The organism is Marinobacterium lutimaris (assembly GCF_900108065.1).
Taxonomy (GTDB): Bacteria; Pseudomonadota; Gammaproteobacteria; order Pseudomonadales; family Balneatricaceae; genus Marinobacterium_D; species Marinobacterium_D lutimaris.
This window is the reverse complement of sequence record NZ_FNVQ01000001.1, coordinates 1279339-1295105: the sequence shown is the minus strand read 5'-3', so window position 1 is coordinate 1295105 and position 15767 is coordinate 1279339. Positions and strand designations below refer to the sequence as shown.

The 15767-nt window shown below is 56.5% G+C and carries 18 protein-coding genes and 2 tRNA genes; 19 read left to right on the top strand and 1 reads right to left on the bottom strand.

The annotated features are described in order from the left end of the window. Positions 1-257 precede the first annotated feature (257 nt). Positions 258-1394, bottom strand: coding sequence for a GNAT family N-acetyltransferase (locus C4S72_RS05740; RefSeq protein ID WP_104002069.1), 1137 nt, complete (start codon positions 1392-1394; stop codon positions 258-260). 104 nt (positions 1395-1498) lie between these two features. Between C4S72_RS05740 and C4S72_RS05735 the strand changes: the two genes are divergently transcribed. From C4S72_RS05735 to nadA, 19 genes are all read left to right on the top strand, one after another. Then, complete coding sequence (locus tag C4S72_RS05735; RefSeq protein ID WP_104002068.1) at positions 1499-1945, top strand: HIT domain-containing protein; 447 nt, start codon at positions 1499-1501, stop codon at positions 1943-1945. 249 nt (positions 1946-2194) lie between these two features. Next, positions 2195-3958, top strand: a complete 1764-nt coding sequence (aspS, locus tag C4S72_RS05730) for an aspartate--tRNA ligase (RefSeq protein ID WP_104002067.1) — start codon at positions 2195-2197, stop codon at positions 3956-3958. A 76-nt stretch (positions 3959-4034) separates the two neighbouring features. Beyond that, on the top strand, positions 4035-4775 hold the full coding sequence (locus C4S72_RS05725; RefSeq protein WP_104002066.1) for a YebC/PmpR family DNA-binding transcriptional regulator: 741 nt from the start codon (positions 4035-4037) through the stop codon (positions 4773-4775). A gap of 102 nt (positions 4776-4877) precedes the next feature. After that, entirely contained in the window at positions 4878-5393 is a 516-nt protein-coding gene (gene ruvC, locus C4S72_RS05720) for a crossover junction endodeoxyribonuclease RuvC (RefSeq protein ID WP_104002065.1), read from the top strand. Then, positions 5393-6073, top strand: a complete 681-nt coding sequence (locus C4S72_RS05715; RefSeq protein WP_104002064.1) for a trimeric intracellular cation channel family protein — start codon at positions 5393-5395, stop codon at positions 6071-6073. The genes ruvC and C4S72_RS05715 overlap by 1 nt, the downstream gene beginning before the upstream one ends. Then, positions 6070-6699, top strand: coding sequence for a Holliday junction branch migration protein RuvA (gene ruvA / locus C4S72_RS05710; RefSeq protein ID WP_104002063.1), 630 nt, complete (start codon positions 6070-6072; stop codon positions 6697-6699). Before C4S72_RS05715 ends, ruvA begins: the two co-directional genes overlap by 4 nt. 10 nt (positions 6700-6709) lie before the next feature. After that, a complete protein-coding gene (gene ruvB / locus C4S72_RS05705) occupies positions 6710-7729 on the top strand; it encodes a Holliday junction branch migration DNA helicase RuvB (RefSeq protein ID WP_104002062.1) in 1020 nt (339 codons plus the stop codon). Positions 7730-7835: 106 nt separating this feature from the next. Continuing rightward, on the top strand, positions 7836-8153 hold the full coding sequence (locus C4S72_RS05700) for a TraR/DksA family transcriptional regulator (RefSeq protein ID WP_104002061.1): 318 nt from the start codon (positions 7836-7838) through the stop codon (positions 8151-8153). Between the two features lie 117 nt (positions 8154-8270). Then, positions 8271-8666: a tol-pal system-associated acyl-CoA thioesterase gene (gene ybgC, locus C4S72_RS05695; protein WP_104002060.1), complete on the top strand. Its 396-nt coding sequence runs from the start codon at positions 8271-8273 to the stop codon at positions 8664-8666. 33 nt (positions 8667-8699) lie between these two features. Continuing rightward, positions 8700-9380: a protein TolQ gene (gene tolQ / locus C4S72_RS05690; RefSeq protein ID WP_104002059.1), complete on the top strand. Its 681-nt coding sequence runs from the start codon at positions 8700-8702 to the stop codon at positions 9378-9380. Between the two features lie 11 nt (positions 9381-9391). Further along, positions 9392-9811: a protein TolR gene (gene tolR / locus C4S72_RS05685; RefSeq protein ID WP_104002058.1), complete on the top strand. Its 420-nt coding sequence runs from the start codon at positions 9392-9394 to the stop codon at positions 9809-9811. 4 nt (positions 9812-9815) lie between these two features. Further along, positions 9816-10733: a cell envelope integrity protein TolA gene (gene tolA / locus C4S72_RS05680; protein ID WP_160115449.1), complete on the top strand. Its 918-nt coding sequence runs from the start codon at positions 9816-9818 to the stop codon at positions 10731-10733. A 4-nt stretch (positions 10734-10737) separates the two neighbouring features. Further along, positions 10738-12033 (top strand): Tol-Pal system beta propeller repeat protein TolB, encoded by a 1296-nt coding sequence (gene tolB / locus C4S72_RS05675; RefSeq protein ID WP_104002056.1) that lies wholly within the window; start codon positions 10738-10740, stop codon positions 12031-12033. A 151-nt stretch (positions 12034-12184) separates the two neighbouring features. Next, positions 12185-12712, top strand: a complete 528-nt coding sequence (gene pal, locus C4S72_RS05670; protein WP_104002055.1) for a peptidoglycan-associated lipoprotein Pal — start codon at positions 12185-12187, stop codon at positions 12710-12712. Then, positions 12712-13512 (top strand): tol-pal system protein YbgF, encoded by an 801-nt coding sequence (ybgF, locus tag C4S72_RS05665; RefSeq protein WP_104002054.1) that lies wholly within the window; start codon positions 12712-12714, stop codon positions 13510-13512. The genes pal and ybgF overlap by 1 nt, the downstream gene beginning before the upstream one ends. Positions 13513-13601: 89 nt before the next feature. Beyond that, on the top strand, positions 13602-14291 hold the full coding sequence (gene queC / locus C4S72_RS05660; RefSeq protein WP_104002053.1) for a 7-cyano-7-deazaguanine synthase QueC: 690 nt from the start codon (positions 13602-13604) through the stop codon (positions 14289-14291). Positions 14292-14352: 61 nt separating this feature from the next. Continuing rightward, positions 14353-14428: transfer RNA gene (locus C4S72_RS05655), tRNA-Lys, on the top strand. A 41-nt stretch (positions 14429-14469) separates the two neighbouring features. Beyond that, a tRNA-Lys gene (locus tag C4S72_RS05650) sits at positions 14470-14545 on the top strand. Positions 14546-14698: 153 nt separating this feature from the next. Continuing rightward, positions 14699-15742, top strand: coding sequence for a quinolinate synthase NadA (gene nadA, locus C4S72_RS05645; protein ID WP_104002052.1), 1044 nt, complete (start codon positions 14699-14701; stop codon positions 15740-15742). Positions 15743-15767: the final 25 nt, after the last annotated feature.

Genomic DNA, 15767 nt, shown 5'->3' with positions numbered 1-15767 from the left:
GCGCTTTTTAGGGTTATTCGTTGCTCTGCGTTAATTAGTCTAGGTCAGTGTCTACCTCATGCTAGCGCTCTGCGTAGAGGAATTTTCATTCAAATAGGTCAGAGGTTAGTTTTGTCTCATGCTGCAGATGCGGTGATAGCCGTGGTCTGATTCGAAAAATTCCGCGGTATCATACGGTTGGTGGTTTTGCGGGTGCATCAGGCCTGGTTGCTGGTCGCTTTTGCGGCCGGGGCGGGGTGTTGATCTGGGTCAATCGCTCAGTTGTCGCTTTGGCGGAACGGAAGTCCCTGTGCAAGCCTGAGCATCTCTTCGCGGAGTAGTTCCTGCTCCTCGGCAAGGAAGTTGCGCAGCGCCGGGTGAAAACCGCTTTCCCTGAGCCAGTGAGCGGACCAGGTTTCGACCGGCTCGAAGCCTCGCTGGATCTTGTGCTCGCCCTGGGCGCCGGGGTCGAAGCGCTGGAGGCCCTTGCGAATGCAGTAGTCGATGCCCTGGTAGTAGCAGGTTTCGAAATGCAGGCTGTCGAATTCATCAAGGCAGCCCCAGTAGCGCCCGTACAGGCAGTCGCTGCTCTTGAGGGATAGTGCGCCCGCGACAGGGTGCTGCTCATGTTCGGCTATCACCAGCACCAGATGTTCGGGCAGGGATTCGCGCAGCAGGGTGAAAAACTCCCGCGTCAGATAGCCCTGTCGGCCTCGTTTGAGGTAAGTGAGTTGATAGAAGTTGTAGAACTGGTCCAGATGGCTTTCTGTAATCTCACTGCCTTCCAGGGTTGTCAGGCTAACCCCCTGACGCGCGACCTTCTCTCGCTCTTTACGCAGGTTTTTGCGCTTGCGTGAGGTGAAGTGTTCCAGATAATGGTCGAACGACTGGTAGTTGCGGTTAAACCAGTGATACTGGGTACCGAGGCGGGTCATAAGACCGTTTTGTTCGCAGGTCTCTCTCAGCCTGGGTTCGATAAACAGACCGTGCCAGCCAGAGGCGTCAAACCTCTCTGCTATCTGCTGCAGAGCCTGGCTTAGCAGGGCGATGCTTTCATTCTCCGGCAGCTTTATGCCAAATCGAGGTCCAGTGGCTGGAGTGAAAGGGATGGCGGTCAGCAGTTTTGGGTAATAGTCGAGCCCGTTGCGCGACCAGGCATCCGCCCAAGACCAGTCAAACACGTACTCGCCCCAGGAGTGGCTCTTGAGGTAGAGCGGCATGACGCCGATCAGTGCATCATCCTGCCAAATGGATAGGTGTACCGGTTGCCAGCCGGCCTTTGCGGTAACGCTGCCCGAGCGCTCCAGAGCGTCGAGAAATTCGTGACGCAGAAAAGGGTAATCGTTGCCGCAGAGTGCGTTCCAGTCTTCCTTCGGGATCTCTTCGATCTTGCTGTGCAGTCTGATATCCGGCATCGTGACCTATAATTTCCTGGGTGGTGTTTGTTCCTGATGTGCAGGAGCAAGGATGGCTCAAGCGAAAAGCCTAACCATTTCTAGCAGTGTCTGAAAGGAGCATTATGGACGAACTCGAGCTTGAATTTGAGCTGGCGCCGCAGCTTAAGGCCGATACGATCAATCTGGGCGATTTTCCGCTTTGTCAGTTGCTGTTAATGAATGACGCAAACTATCCCTGGTTTATCCTGGTGCCGCGGCGAGCCGATGTCACCGAGGTCTATCATCTCTCGCTGGATGATCAGGCAGAGCTGATGAAGGAGTCCGGTTTTCTGGCGGAGAATCTCGCCGATCTGTTTCAGGCGAAAAAGATGAATATTGCCGCGCTGGGTAACATGGTGCCCCAGCTGCATATCCATCACGTTGTGCGTCAGGAGAATGATCCGGCCTGGCCGGCTCCGGTGTGGGGCAAGGTGCCGGCGGTTCCCTATACCGATGAACAGCTGAATGATATTCGTGAGCGCCTTTGTCGTCTTATGAGCGAAGAGCTGAGTTTCTGTCCTCATTCCTGAGGGGGTTGAGTTATCAGGCTGCTATCGCCTTGATATCAGCCTGCGCTTGCCGCTAAAAAAGCCCTGCCTTGGCCCCTAGGGCCCTGTCAGGGCTGGTCAAATCGAGTATACTTCCCGCCTTTAAAATAAGTGGAGCCGCATCGGAGCCGGTGTTTTGCCGTGCTGTCGATTGTCTTTCAGGCTTCTCTGTAGTCTTGATCTGGCGCCCGGACTGGGCGCGAACACGTTCAACAACAGGATAGGGTAACTATGCGCAGCCATTATTGCGGCGATCTTCGTAAAGAGCATATCGGTGAAGATGTGGTCCTGATGGGGTGGGTTCACCGCCGTCGTGACCACGGTGGAGTCATATTTCTTGATGTCCGCGATCGTGAGGGTATCGCTCAGGTCGTTTTCGATCCCGATCGCGAAGAAAGTTTCAATCTGGCCGACAGCGTGCGCAACGAGTTCGTGATCGAGATTCACGGCACCGTTCGTTCCCGCCCGGCAGGCACCGATAATGCGGAAATGCCGACAGGCTCTATCGAAGTACTCGGTAAAGAGCTGAGAATTCTCAACAAGTCTGAAACCCCGCCGTTCCAGCTTGATGAACATCAGCAGGTGGGTGAAGACGTACGTCTGCGTCATCGCTACATCGACCTGCGTCGTCCGGAAATCCAGCAGAAGCTGCGTTTCCGTTCCAAGGTGACTCACGCGGTGCGTAACTTCCTGGAAGAGAACGGTTTCCTTGATATCGAGACACCGATCCTGACCCGTGCGACCCCGGAAGGTGCCCGTGACTACCTGGTGCCGAGCCGCACCCACGAAGGTAACTTCTTCGCACTGCCCCAGTCGCCTCAGCTGTTCAAACAGCTGCTGATGGTGTCCGGCTTCGATCGCTACTACCAGATCGCCAAGTGCTTCCGTGACGAAGACCTGCGCGCTGACCGTCAGCCGGAATTCACCCAGATCGACATCGAGACCTCTTTCCTCGGCGAGCAGGAGATCATGGGTCTGGCCGAAGGTATGGTGCGGAAGCTGTTCAAGGAACTGCTGGATATCGAGCTCGGCGACTTCCCGACCATGCCGTACTCTGAAGCGATGCACCGCTTCGGTTCTGACAAGCCGGACCTGCGTATTCCTCTGGAGCTGGTTGACGTCAATGACCTGGTTGCCGACGTGGACTTCAAGGTGTTCGCAGGTCCCGCCAAGGATCCGAAAGGCCGTGTTGCCGCACTGAAAGTACCGGGCGGTGCTGAGCTGACCCGTAAGATCATCGACGACTACACCAAGTTTGTTGGTATTTATGGCGCCAAGGGTCTGGCCTGGATCAAGGTTAACGCCCTGGAAAGCGGTGCCGAAGGCCTGCAGTCTCCGATCGTCAAATTCCTCGGTGAGGAGGTTGCGCTGAAGATCATGGAGCGCCTTGGTGCCCAGAACGGCGATATCGTCTTCTTCGGTGCTGACAAGATGAACGTTGTCAACGAAGCCCTGGGCGCGCTGCGTATCAAGGTCGGCGAAGACATGAACATGATCGAGAAGAACTGGGCGCCGCTGTGGGTGGTCGACTTCCCGATGTTCGAAGAGCTGGACGATGGCAGCCTGACCGCGCTGCACCACCCGTTCACAGCACCGAACTGCTCACCGGAACAGCTGATCGAAAAGCCGGAAGGTAAACTGTCCCGCGCCTACGACATGGTGCTGAACGGTACCGAGCTGGGCGGTGGTTCTGTCCGTATCCACGATCAGGCGATGCAGAAAGCCGTATTCAAGGTGCTGGGCATTTCCGACGAAGAAGCGGAAGAGAAGTTTGGCTTCCTGCTTAACGCCCTGAAGTTCGGTGCGCCGCCTCATGGTGGTCTGGCGTTCGGCCTTGATCGTCTGATCATGCTGATGACCGGCTCCAGCTCTATTCGTGAAGTTATCGCGTTCCCGAAAACCCAGAGTGCTGCCTGTCTGCTGACAGATGCGCCGGGAGAGGTGAGCGCTGCCCAGCTGCGCGATCTCAACATCAAGCTGCGCAAGGCGCCTTGATCGGGCGCTTGAATCGTAACAACCAGCAACACTCCGGGACTGCCTAAGGGCAGTCCCGTCAGATTGAGGAAGTGGTATGGCAGGTCATTCTAAATGGGCCAATATCAAACACCGTAAGGCGGCACAGGACGCCAAACGCGGAAAAATCTTCACCAAACTGATTCGCGAGCTCACCGTAGCTGCGAAAGAGGGTGGCGGCGTCCCCGAAGATAACCCGCGCTTGCGCGCAGCGGTCGATAAGGCCCTGGGTGCAAACATGAAGCGTGACACCATCGATAAGGCGATCCAGCGTGGCGCCGGTGGTGGTGAAGGCGACAATTACGACGAGCTGACCTACGAAGGTTACGGCAGCAACGGTGTGGCGATTCTGGTTGAGTGCATGACCGATAACGTCAACCGCACCGTATCCCAGGTGCGTGCGGCATTCAGCAAGCATGGCGGTAACCTCGGCACCAACGGTTCCGTGTCCTACCTGTTCGACAAGCGCGGCGTGCTCAGCTTTGAAGCCGGCGTTGATGAAGATGCAATCATGGAAGCGGCGCTTGAAGCGGGTGCTGATGATGTCGTTACCAATGATGATGGCTCCATCGATGTTTACTGTGAAGCCAACGACTATATGGATGTGAAGCAGGGCCTGGTTGATGCAGGTTTCGAGCCGGTGCACTCCGAAGTCGGTATGATTCCGCAGACCAGCGTAGCACTCGATGAAGAGACCGGTCGTAAGGTGATGAAGTTGATCGATACCCTGGAAGATCTCGACGACTCCCAGAACGTCTATCACAACGCCGACATCCCTGAAGAGGCGATGGAAGACTGATTGCCTGCGGGCTTATGTTGGGGCTTGGCCCCGTCGATAAAGCCGGAGCCAGCGCTCCGGCTTTTTTGTTATTATCGCTGCAATGTAGGGATTGAGCATCGCATGCTGATATTGGGAATAGATCCGGGCTCGCGTATCACTGGTTACGGGGTGATTAATGTCGATGGGCCGCGCTATGAGTACGTCACCAGTGGCTGTATCCGAATCCAGGGGGATGTGCTGGCCGAACGGCTACAGCAGGTATACGCCGGTGTCAGTGCGATCATCGATAAGTACGTACCCCAGGAGATGGCGATCGAGCAGGTGTTCATGTCGCGTAACGCCGATTCGGCGCTAAAGCTGGGGCAGGCGCGAGGCGTCGCCATGGTTGCTGGCGCCAACGCAGGCTTGCCGGTGGCAGAGTACGCGGCACGCCTGGTGAAACAGTCGGTGGTCGGCAACGGTGGTGCCGATAAGGTTCAGGTGCAGACCATGGTTGCCCACTTGCTCAAGCTGCCGGGACGCCCGCAGGCGGATGCCGCCGATGCGCTGGCGATAGCGCTCTGTCATGCTCATAACCGAAACCGGCAGATAGCGACCGCCGGGGCGAGAAAGGTGGTTCGGGGGCGCTGGCAGTAATGGAATATCCCGAGTTTATATATATCGCTGATCTTATTGGTGTCGCAGTCTTCGCCGTGACCGGCGCAATAGCTGCGCCTGGCAAACGTCTGGATATTCTCGGCGTAGTGGTTCTTGGTTTTGTTACCGCCCTTGGTGGTGGCACCATTCGTGATATCACGCTCGATCTGTATCCGCTGGTCTGGGTCGAAGATACACTCTACCTTTATGTCGCCATTGTCAGTGCCGTGGTTGCATTTATAGCCTCGCGCTATATCTCGTCGCCGCGCAGGGCGCTGCTGGTACTGGATGCCATGGGGCTTTCTGTTTTTGCCATCCTGGGTCTGCAGAAAGCGCTGGCCGCCGGTGCGCCGGAGGCGGTGGCGGTAATGATGGCGGTGATTACCGGGGTGGCCGGCGGCATGATCCGCGATGTGCTTACCGGTCAGATCCCGCTGGTGCTGCAGCGTGGTGGCGAGCTTTACGCTACCTCGGCCCTGCTCGGGGCGCTGGTCTACCTGGGAGCGTATCAGTTGTTGGACGAGCCCAGCCCCTGGCTCGATATCAGCGCCATGGTCATTATCTTTATAACCCGCATGGCGGGGCTGGTAGCCGGTCTTAGGCTGCCGGAGTTTATTGTTCGTGGTCATCGTCTGGAGTCACCGGACGAGGCCAGAGAAATGGAGAATAGGGAACCGTGATAGGACGATTAACAGGCGAACTGGCCGAGAAACAACCCCCGCAGCTGCTGCTGGATGTGAACGGCGTCGGCTATGAGGTCGAAGCGTCGATGAATACCTTCTACAAGCTGCCGGCGCTGGGCCAGTCCGTGGTTCTCTATACCCATATGGTGGTCCGTGAGGATGCGCAGCTGCTGTACGGCTTTGCCGACCAGCAGGAGCGAATCCTGTTCCGCGCCCTGATCAAGACCAATGGCGTTGGGCCGAAACTGGCGCTGGCGATCCTTTCCGGCACCAGTAGCGAAGAGTTTATCCGTTGTGTACACAACGAAGACAGCGCAACCCTGGTGCGTATCCCCGGCGTCGGTAAAAAGACCGCTGAGCGTCTTATCGTGGAAATGAAGGACAAGCTCGACCGGCTTGAAATCCCGACCATGACGGAGTTCGCGCTGGCTGCCAGTGAAAGTGGCATGGTGGCGTCTAAGCCTGTCGATAACCGTCAGGAAGCGGAAAGTGCGCTGATCGCTCTGGGTTACAAACCGGCACAGGCCACCAAGGCTATTGAGAACTCGGCATCCGCTCTGGGTGAAGGTGCTAGTGTCGAAGAGCTGATCCGCACGGCGCTCAAGTCCATGGTCGGTGGCTGAGAGGTAGTTCATGAAGATCGAAGAAGATCGCTTTATCAGCCCGGTTGCGCAGCCGTCTGAAGAGGTTCAGGATCGGGCGATCCGTCCGAAAATGCTCCAGGACTATCATGGCCAGCCGCGTGTGCGTGAACAGATGGAGATCTTTATCCATGCGGCACGTAACCGCAGTGAAGCGCTGGATCACACGCTGATTTTCGGCCCGCCGGGGCTGGGTAAAACTACCCTCGCGAACATTGTCGCCAACGAGATGGGGTCGCAGATAAAGACCACCTCGGGCCCGGTGCTGGAAAAGGCGGGCGATGTGGCGGCGCTGCTGACCAATCTTGAGCCCAACGACGTTCTCTTTATCGATGAGATTCATCGCCTCAGCCCCAACGTGGAAGAGGTGCTCTATCCGGCGATGGAGGACTATCAGCTCGATATCATGATCGGTGAAGGCCCTGCGGCCCGTTCGATCAAGATTGATCTGCCACCGTTCACTCTAGTTGGCGCCACCACCAGGGCGGGGCTTCTGACCTCTCCGCTGCGTGATCGCTTTGGCATCGTGCAGCGCCTCGAATACTACAGCGTTGATGACTTGACCCGCATCGTCATGCGCTCCGCCGAGCTTTCCGGCACGCCGATCGAGGAGGCGGGTGCGCGGGAGGTGGCCTGTCGTTCCCGTGGTACTCCACGAATTGCGAATCGCCTGCTGCGACGCGCCCGCGATTACGCAGAAGTCAGGGGCGAAGGGCGTATCACCCGGGATATCGCTGATCTGGCGCTGAATATGCTAAACGTGGACGAGCGCGGCTTTGATCACATGGATCGTCGTCTGCTGCTGGCCATGATTGAAAAGTTCGGCGGTGGCCCGGTGGGTGTCGATAACCTGGCGGCAGCGATCAGCGAAGAGCGTGACACCATTGAGGATGTGCTGGAGCCGTTTCTTATCCAGCAGGGTTTCATTATGCGCACCCCGCGGGGCAGGGTTGTCACCGATCACGCCTACCTGCATTTTGGAATTGACCGACCCAATCGCGATCAGGGCTGAAAAAAAGTCCTGTCGCGCTCGCTTTATTCCTGACGCTAATCAAGGAGAGAAAAAGGATCCTTGCCTAATATCCCGTTGAATATCGGATAACAATGGGTGCCTGGCTGTGACTTTATCCAATCGCGAAAATCCGCGCATCGTCCTGCAGCAGCTCAGAGCAGAGCTGGAAGGGGATCTGCGTTCACTCAAGCCGGCAATGATTGGCAATGGGCGGGCCGCCGTTAATGCGGGTGCCCTGGCTGAGCAGATCGAGCACGATATCCATCGCGTGGATGCGGCTCTTGAGCGTATTCATACCGGGCTTTACGGTTACTGCATCGGTTGCGGTGAAGAGATCGAAATGAATCATCTGCGCGCTGATCCCGCGGTGGATCTGTGTGTTTCCTGCGGGGCTAAGATAAAACGTCTGGCTCATGGTTATTGAGGAAACAATATATTTTCTCACTAAGGGCTCAGAGTTGCCTAAGTCCCTCTTTTACCAGCTTGTATAAAATTTTCCTCCTGCTATTGTGAGCCCTTCACCAACCGGTTGGGGCTTGAAATGGCATTCGAATGGCCCGTGCGTGTCTATATCGAAGATACGGATTTTGGCGGCATTGTTTACTATGTAAACTATCTGAAATTCATGGAGCGGGCCCGCACCGAACTCCTGCGCCAGCAGGGGTACTCCCAACAGCGTCTGTCCTCTGATCACTGTCTTTTCGTCGTACACAGCATCGATGCGCGTTATGTAAAACCAGCACGACTTGATGATGAACTTATTGTGCATACCGCTATCGAACAGCGGGGTGGCGCCAGTGTTCTTTTCGAGCAGCGAGTCGTCGATGCCAGTTCGGGCGATTTGCTGTGCGAAGGGCGGGTGCGGGTCGCCTGCGTCAACAGTCAGGGCTTCAAGCCCAGGCGTTGGCCCGCCGATCTGGTGAAGTCTTTGATTTAACGGGTTTGATTGATTCTATCTCGGGAGCAGTAAGTGGAAGACAAACTGTCTATTTGGGGGTTGGTGCTCAACGCCAGCTTTGTTGTGCAGCTGGTTATGCTGTTGCTGTTGTTGGCCTCCTTTGTGTCATGGGTGATGATCTTTCAGCGTCGCCAGGTATTGCGTCGGGCGCAGGGTTCGCTGCGTGACTTCGAGGAGCGCTTCTGGTCCGGCGTCGATCTGAGTCATCTGTTCCGTGAAGTAAACGCCACGCCTAACCAGACCTGCGGTGCAGAAAATATCTTCCGCGCAGGTCTCAAGGAATTTACCCGTCTGACCAAGCAGCCTGGTGTAGACCCCGAGGTTGTGATGAACGGCGTGCAGCGCAGTATGCGCGTATCTCTGGCTCGTGAAGAAGAGCGCCTCGAGCGCCACCTGCCGTTTCTTGCGACGGTGGGCTCCACCAGTCCCTATATTGGTCTGTTTGGTACCGTCTGGGGGATCATGAACGCCTTCCGTGGCCTGGCCAATGTGCATCAGGCGACCTTGGCCTCAGTGGCTCCGGGTATCTCTGAAGCGCTGGTGGCTACAGCCATGGGCCTGTTCGCAGCGATCCCGGCTGTTATCGCCTATAACCGCTTTTCCGCCAAGTCGGAATGGCTGATGAACAGCTACGAGACCTTTGCTGATGAGTTCACCAGCATTCTCTATCGACGCGTTCACTCTGCGGCCTGAGGTGACTGGGCATGATCAGGAGAGTGCGTAAAAAGCGAAAGCTCAACGCTGAAATCAATGTGGTCCCCTACATCGACGTTACCATGGTGCTGCTGATCATCTTCATGGTCACTGCTCCCATGCTGACCCAGGGCGTCGATGTGGATCTGCCACAGACCAGTGCCGAGCAGGTGGATACCGAAGATACCGATCCTTTGATCGTCTCGGTGGACCGCGATGGCGCTTATTACATCAACGTGGGTGGTGCCGATGAGACAGAGGCGATCACTGCGGATGAGGTTGCTGCACGCGTTGGTAAGGTGTTGAGCGTAAGTCCCGACAAGCTGCTGCTTGTGCGTGGCGATAAAAACGTCAGCTACGATGCGGTAGTCCAGTTGATGGTACTGCTCAAGGGTGCAGGCGCGTCGAGCGTTGGGCTGGTGACGGAGTAGCTTGGTGGAGTTTCGCGGATATATCCTGCCGACGATACTGGCGACGTTGCTGCATGTGGTGATACTCGGGGCTTTGCTGACCCACTGGGTGGGTAAGGCTGAGCCCGAACGTAGCATGCCGCGCCATATCCAGGCGAAGATGATCGACCTTGAGGCGCTCTCTCAGCAAAGCTCCCAGAGTGCTCCGCCGCCGGCTCAGCCTGACCGTCAGGAACAGGAGCGTGCTCAGCAGCGTGAAGAAGCTCGTCAGGCGGAGCAGGCACGTCAAAAAGCAGAGGCGGATCGTCAGGCGAAGGTAAAGGCTGAAGAGCAGGCCAAGGCGAAAGCAGAGGCCGAACGTAAGGCGCAAGCAGACGCGGAGCAAAAAAAAGCGGAACTTGCGGCGAAGAAAAAAGCCGAAGCCCAGGCAAAACAGAAAGCGGCCGAGGAGGCGGAGCGTAAGGCTCAGGCTAAGCGAGAGGCAGAAGCAAAGGCGAAGGCTGAAGCTCAGGCCAAAGCAAAGGCCGAGGCCGAGGCGAAAGCGCGGGCTCAGGCTGAGGCCAAGAAACGTGCGGAGCAAGAGGCTGCAGCCCAGGCGGCAAAGGCAGAGCAGGCCCGGCAGCAGGCGGCTCAGCGTGCTGAATCCGTCGTTGGTGATATTCAGAGCTACATCAACGAGTTGCTGAGACGTAACTGGCGCATTCCGGCTACTGCGCGTAACGGAATGGAGGCTGAAGTTTCGATCAGGTTGCTTGGGAACGGTGAAATAGACCAGGTGTCCATTGTGAAGAGCAGTGGCGACGCGGCATTTGATCGTTCGGCGGTGCAGGCGGTCCAGCGGACCGAGAGGTTCGACCGCGTGGCCGAGGTAGACCCTATACTTTTTGAACGACGACTAAGATCTATCCGTGTGGTTTTTAGGCCCGAAGGATTAAGGTGGTAAACGGATGAGACAGATACTGATTTCACTCTGCCTGCTGATGATGGCTACGGCGAGTCGCGCCGAGCTGGTAGTTGAGGTAACCCAGGGGGTCTCCGAGCCCTCGCCTGTGGCGGTTGTGCCCTTTGGCTGGAGCGGAAGTGGCGCGCTGTCTGAGGATGTTGCAAAAATTGTTGAGCAGGATCTGGGACGCAGTGGTTTCTTCTCCACGCTTCCGCGCGAGAGCATGCTTAGCTTCCCGACCCGCGAAGGTGACGTGTACTACCGCGACTGGCGTGTCAGTGGCGCTGATTACCTGCTCACTGGTCGGATTGAGCCGACAGCTGATGGCCAGGTAAAGATCGATGTAGGTCTCTACGACGTGCTCAAGGAGCAGCGTATCCCGCTTGCCAACGATATCGTCAACAGCGGCAGTGGTCAGCTGCGAGATGCGGCGCACTATATTTCGGATCAGGTGTTTGAGGCGCTGACGGGGCTCAAGGGGGCGTTCTCTACCCGTATCGTCTATATCCAGGCGGAGCGCAACGGTGATCAAAACAATTACAAGCTGCAGCTGGCTGACTGGGATGGGGCGCGCCCGCGTACTGTCATGGAATCAAATGAGCCAATCATGTCGCCAAGCTGGTCTCGTGATGGCCGTAAACTGGCGTACGTCTCATTTGAATCGGGACGCCCGGCGATCTATGTGCAGTATCTTACCACTGGCAAGCGGGAGCGGATTCAGTCCTTCCCGGGCTTGAACGGGGCACCTGCCTGGTCGCCGGATGGCAATCAACTGGCGTTGGTGCTGTCCAAGGATGGTAACCCTGAAATCTATGTATTGAACCTTGCCAGCCGTCAGTTGCAGCGTGTTACCCATCATTATGCGATCGATACCGAGCCGACCTGGGCGCCGGACGGAAAATCGATCCTGTTTACCTCTGATCGCGGTGGCCAGCCACAGATTTACCGTCTTGACCTCGAAAGTCGCAATCTTGAGCGTCTGACCTGGGAAGGCAACTATAATGCACGGGGTCGTCTCACCGATGACGGTCGCTTCCTTGCCATGGTGCATCGTCCTACCGGCGGTAATTTCACCATAGCGGTTCAGGATCTGAAATCGGGCAGGCTGGATATCCTGACTGAGGCGGGGCTGGAAGAGTCTCCGAGTATCGCGCCCAATGGCAGCATTATCATCTATGCAACCAAGCAGAACGGACGTGGTGTACTGTCGGCGGTCTCCCTGGATGGTCAGGTCCGCTTCCGTATGCCAAGCCGTAGCGGAGACGTGCGTGAGCCGGCCTGGAGCCCCTATCTGCACTAAGAATGGTGCAAAGCCTCTTCGCTTGTCGTGCAAAAGAGGCAGTTTTTATAGAGCTCGAGAGATCTTTTCTCGGCTCTATTGCAAAGCGCAATCGCTGGGATTAGCGTAACCAAAAAATCACATCGTTGACCAAATAAAGCAGGAGAAATCGATGCGAGCGTTGAACGTTTTTAAAGCGGCCACCCTTGGCGCCGCTGTCATCTGGGCAGCAGGTTGTAGTACGACCAGCACCACCACCGAAGGCGGTGAAGGTTCGATGGGCGGTCAGGACGGTTCTGGTTCTGCAAGCTCATACGGTGTTGATGGTTCTGGTGTGAGTGGTGGTAGCGCAGGCGCGATCGATCAGCTGCAGACCGTGTTCTACTTCGATTTCGACCAGTCGGTCGTGAAGCAGGCAGGTTTCTCCGATCTGGAGGCTCATGCTCGCTACCTGGCCAATAACCCGTCTGCATCCGTGCGCCTGGAAGGACATGCCGATGAGCGCGGTACCCGCGAGTACAACATCGCGCTGGGCGAGCGTCGTGCCAACGCGGTAGAGCGTCTGCTCGTTGTTAACGGTGCCTCTTCCAGCCAGATCGAAACGATCAGCTACGGTGAAGAGAAGCCGGCAGTAATGGGTAGTGGGGATGCTTCCTGGGCCCAGAATCGTCGTGTTGAGCTCAAGTACGTATCTCGCTGATGCTTTCACTGCGTAGAAAGGTTCTGCCACTTCTGACCCTCAGCCTCGCGGCTGGGTCAGCGGTGGCTGCCGAAGTCACCCAGATTCCGGTAACGGAAGTGCGCTCGGGTGCCGGAATGCAGCAGGGGCTGCAGTCCGGTCAGAGCCAGCTTCTGATGATGGTCCAGCAGCTTCAGGAAGAGGTTCGGCAACTGCGTGGTCAGGTTGAGACTCAGCAGTACCAGATCAACAAGATGAAGCAGGAACAGCTGGATCGCTACCGCGATACCGATCGTCGACTCAGTGCGATTATCAGTGCGACCGCCGGTGCTGGCGGTGCTGCAATGGTAGCGCCGACTTCATCCGAGGGGAGCGGTGCTGCCGCTGAAGCCCCGGCGGAAGCGGCTGCAACCGCGCCTCAGACTAGTGCAGATTCGGCTTCGATGGCGAGTAGCGGGAACGCTCAGGAGGCCTATCAAAGTGCTTTCCAATTGGTGCGTGAACGCAAGTTCGCGGAGTCGCAAAGCGCGTTTGAAGCGTTTATCAATGACTATCCCGATAGCGATCATGTCGCCAACGCCTACTACTGGATCGGCGAGATTCAACTGGCCCAGCAGTCCCTTGATGAAGCCCAGGCTTCGTTTAATCATGTGGTGAATGACTATCCGCGCCACGTGAAAGTGCCTGATGCGCTGTATAAGCTTGGTGTGGTCCAGGATCGGCTCGGCAAAAAAGAGTCGGCCCAGGGGGCATTCCAGCGTCTGATTCAGGACTATCCGCAGAGCTCCGCTGCGGGCCTCGCGCGAAACTACCTACAGTAAGCCTGCTACAGATAAGCCTGGGGTAAGATCTCCAGTAAGCGAATTATGGTAGACAGGCTAAACAGGTTACACAGAACACGGATTATTTAATGACCCAAGCACAAAAACGTGCCGTCGTGCTGCTTTCCGGCGGTCTCGACTCTGCAACCGCCCTGGCGATCGCCAAATCCGAAGGTTACAGCTGCCACGTGCTCAGTTTCGATTATGGCCAGCGTTCGCTGACCGAGCTGAATGCGGCGCGCCAGATCGCGGCGTCTCTTGATGTGGCCGAGCACCGGGTGCTGCGTCTCCATCTGGAAGATTTTGGTGGCTCTGCACTGACCGATAAATCGATTGATGTGCCTGAAGATGCGGATGATGACGGCATTCCGGTTACCTATGTGCCCGCGCGTAACACGGTGTTTCTCTCGCTTGCGTTGGGTTGGGCCGAGGTACTGCATGCTGAAGCGATCTTTATCGGTGTAAACGCCGTGGACTACTCCGGTTATCCGGATTGTCGCCCCGAATTTATCGAAGCGTTCGAGAAAATGGCCAATCTGGCGACCAAGAATGGCGTCAGTGGTGAGCCTATCCGTATCGCAACGCCGCTGATCGATCTGACCAAGGCGGAGATCATTCAGGCGGGTATGGCGCTGGGCGTAGACTACAGTGCAACGCTTTCCTGCTACCAGGCGGACGAAGAGGGCAGGGCCTGCGGGCACTGCGATAGCTGCCGTTTGCGCGCCAAGGGGTTTGAGGATGCGGGCGTGCCCGATCCGACTCGCTACGTAGAAGCGTAAAAAAATCGAAAATTAGGGTTGCCTTTCAGCGAAAGCTACGTAGAATGCGCAGCCCTACGGCGGGTCGTTAGCTCAGTTGGTAGAGCAGTTGGCTTTTAACCAATTGGTCATAGGTTCGAATCCTATACGACCCACCACCTTTCCGATATATGCAGGCCGTTTGCCTGTACTATACTCCGGGTCGTTAGCTCAGTTGGTAGAGCAGTTGGCTTTTAACCAATTGGTCATAGGTTCGAATCCTATACGACCCACCACTTTTCCCGCTTGCTGCATCAAGATTCTGAACGTGTCATCCGCCTTAGGTGGAAATTATCGTTTCCTCAACGTCTACCTTTCGGGCTGTGGTATAATCTCGCGCCTTGAAAACAAGTCTGTCGACATTGGTAACCAAGTTAAGAACAGAAAATATGCTGACGAAACCGGAACTCGATGACCGTATCCTGGTGCAGGAACACTTCGCCCAGGAACACCTGCCTTCTGCACTCAGCCCGGAGCAGATCGAAGACTACACCCAGCGCATTAAGGCTCTTCTGGAAGAGAAGGATGCCTGCCTGGTTGCCCATTACTACACCGATCCGCTGGTTCAGGAACTGGCAGAAAAAACCGGAGGTTTCGTTGCGGATTCGCTCGAAATGGCCCGGTTTGGCGCGCGTCACAAAGCGAAAACCCTGATCGTCGCCGGTGTGCGCTTCATGGGTGAGACCGCTAAAATCCTGAGTCCTGAAAAGCGCATCCTGATGCCTACTCTGGAAGCGACCTGCTCGCTGGATCTTGGCTGTCCGGTCGATGAGTTTTCGGCGTTCTGTGATGCGCATCCAGACCACGAGGTAGTCGTCTACGCCAACACCTCTGCGGCGGTGAAAGCGCGCGCAGACTGGGTGGTGACATCAAGCATTGGTCTGCAGGTGGTTGAGCATCTAGCCGACCAGGGCAAGAAAATTATCTGGGCGCCGGACAAGCACCTGGGTGCGTACATCAAGAAGAACACTGACGCCGATATGCTGCTATGGGATGCGGCCTGTATCGTTCATGACGAGTTCAAGGCGAAAGGGTTGCGTGACCTGAAGGCGGTTTACCCTGAAGCCGGCATACTGGTTCATCCGGAGTCCCCGGAATCGGTGATTGATATGGCTGATGCCGTGGGTTCAACGACACAGCTTATCAAGGCGGCGCAGGAGCTTCCGCATCCGATGTTTATCGTCGCTACCGATCGCGGTATCTTCTACAAGATGCAGCAGGCAGCGCCGGAGAAAACCTTTATCGAGGCACCCACCGGTGGCAGCGGTGCTACTTGTCGTAGCTGCGCTCACTGTCCCTGGATGGCGATGAACGGACTGGAGAACATTCTCCAGGCGCTGCAGGAGGGTAAGGATGAGGTGCTGGTGGACGAAGCGCTGATCGAAAAGGCGAAGATTCCGCTGCAGCGGATGCTTGATTTCCAGGCGAGCTGATCACTTTCCCTTTCCTCTGATGTAT

Excerpts from the sequence above, each read along its gene's own strand:
- C4S72_RS05740 (WP_104002069.1), bottom strand. The coding sequence starts at position 1,394 with ATGCCGGATATCAGACTGCACAGCAAGATCGAAGAGATCCCGAAGGAA.
- C4S72_RS05735 (WP_104002068.1), top strand. The coding sequence starts at position 1,499 with ATGGACGAACTCGAGCTTGAATTTGAGCTGGCGCCGCAGCTTAAGGCC.
- aspS (WP_104002067.1), top strand. The coding sequence starts at position 2,195 with ATGCGCAGCCATTATTGCGGCGATCTTCGTAAAGAGCATATCGGTGAA.
- C4S72_RS05725 (WP_104002066.1), top strand. The coding sequence starts at position 4,035 with ATGGCAGGTCATTCTAAATGGGCCAATATCAAACACCGTAAGGCGGCA.
- ruvC (WP_104002065.1), top strand. The coding sequence starts at position 4,878 with ATGCTGATATTGGGAATAGATCCGGGCTCGCGTATCACTGGTTACGGG.
- C4S72_RS05715 (WP_104002064.1), top strand. The coding sequence starts at position 5,393 with ATGGAATATCCCGAGTTTATATATATCGCTGATCTTATTGGTGTCGCA.
- ruvB (WP_104002062.1), top strand. The coding sequence starts at position 6,710 with ATGAAGATCGAAGAAGATCGCTTTATCAGCCCGGTTGCGCAGCCGTCT.
- ybgC (WP_104002060.1), top strand. The coding sequence starts at position 8,271 with ATGGCATTCGAATGGCCCGTGCGTGTCTATATCGAAGATACGGATTTT.
- tolR (WP_104002058.1), top strand. The coding sequence starts at position 9,392 with ATGATCAGGAGAGTGCGTAAAAAGCGAAAGCTCAACGCTGAAATCAAT.
- tolB (WP_104002056.1), top strand. The coding sequence starts at position 10,738 with ATGAGACAGATACTGATTTCACTCTGCCTGCTGATGATGGCTACGGCG.
- pal (WP_104002055.1), top strand. The coding sequence starts at position 12,185 with ATGCGAGCGTTGAACGTTTTTAAAGCGGCCACCCTTGGCGCCGCTGTC.
- ybgF (WP_104002054.1), top strand. The coding sequence starts at position 12,712 with ATGCTTTCACTGCGTAGAAAGGTTCTGCCACTTCTGACCCTCAGCCTC.
- queC (WP_104002053.1), top strand. The coding sequence starts at position 13,602 with ATGACCCAAGCACAAAAACGTGCCGTCGTGCTGCTTTCCGGCGGTCTC.
- nadA (WP_104002052.1), top strand. The coding sequence starts at position 14,699 with ATGCTGACGAAACCGGAACTCGATGACCGTATCCTGGTGCAGGAACAC.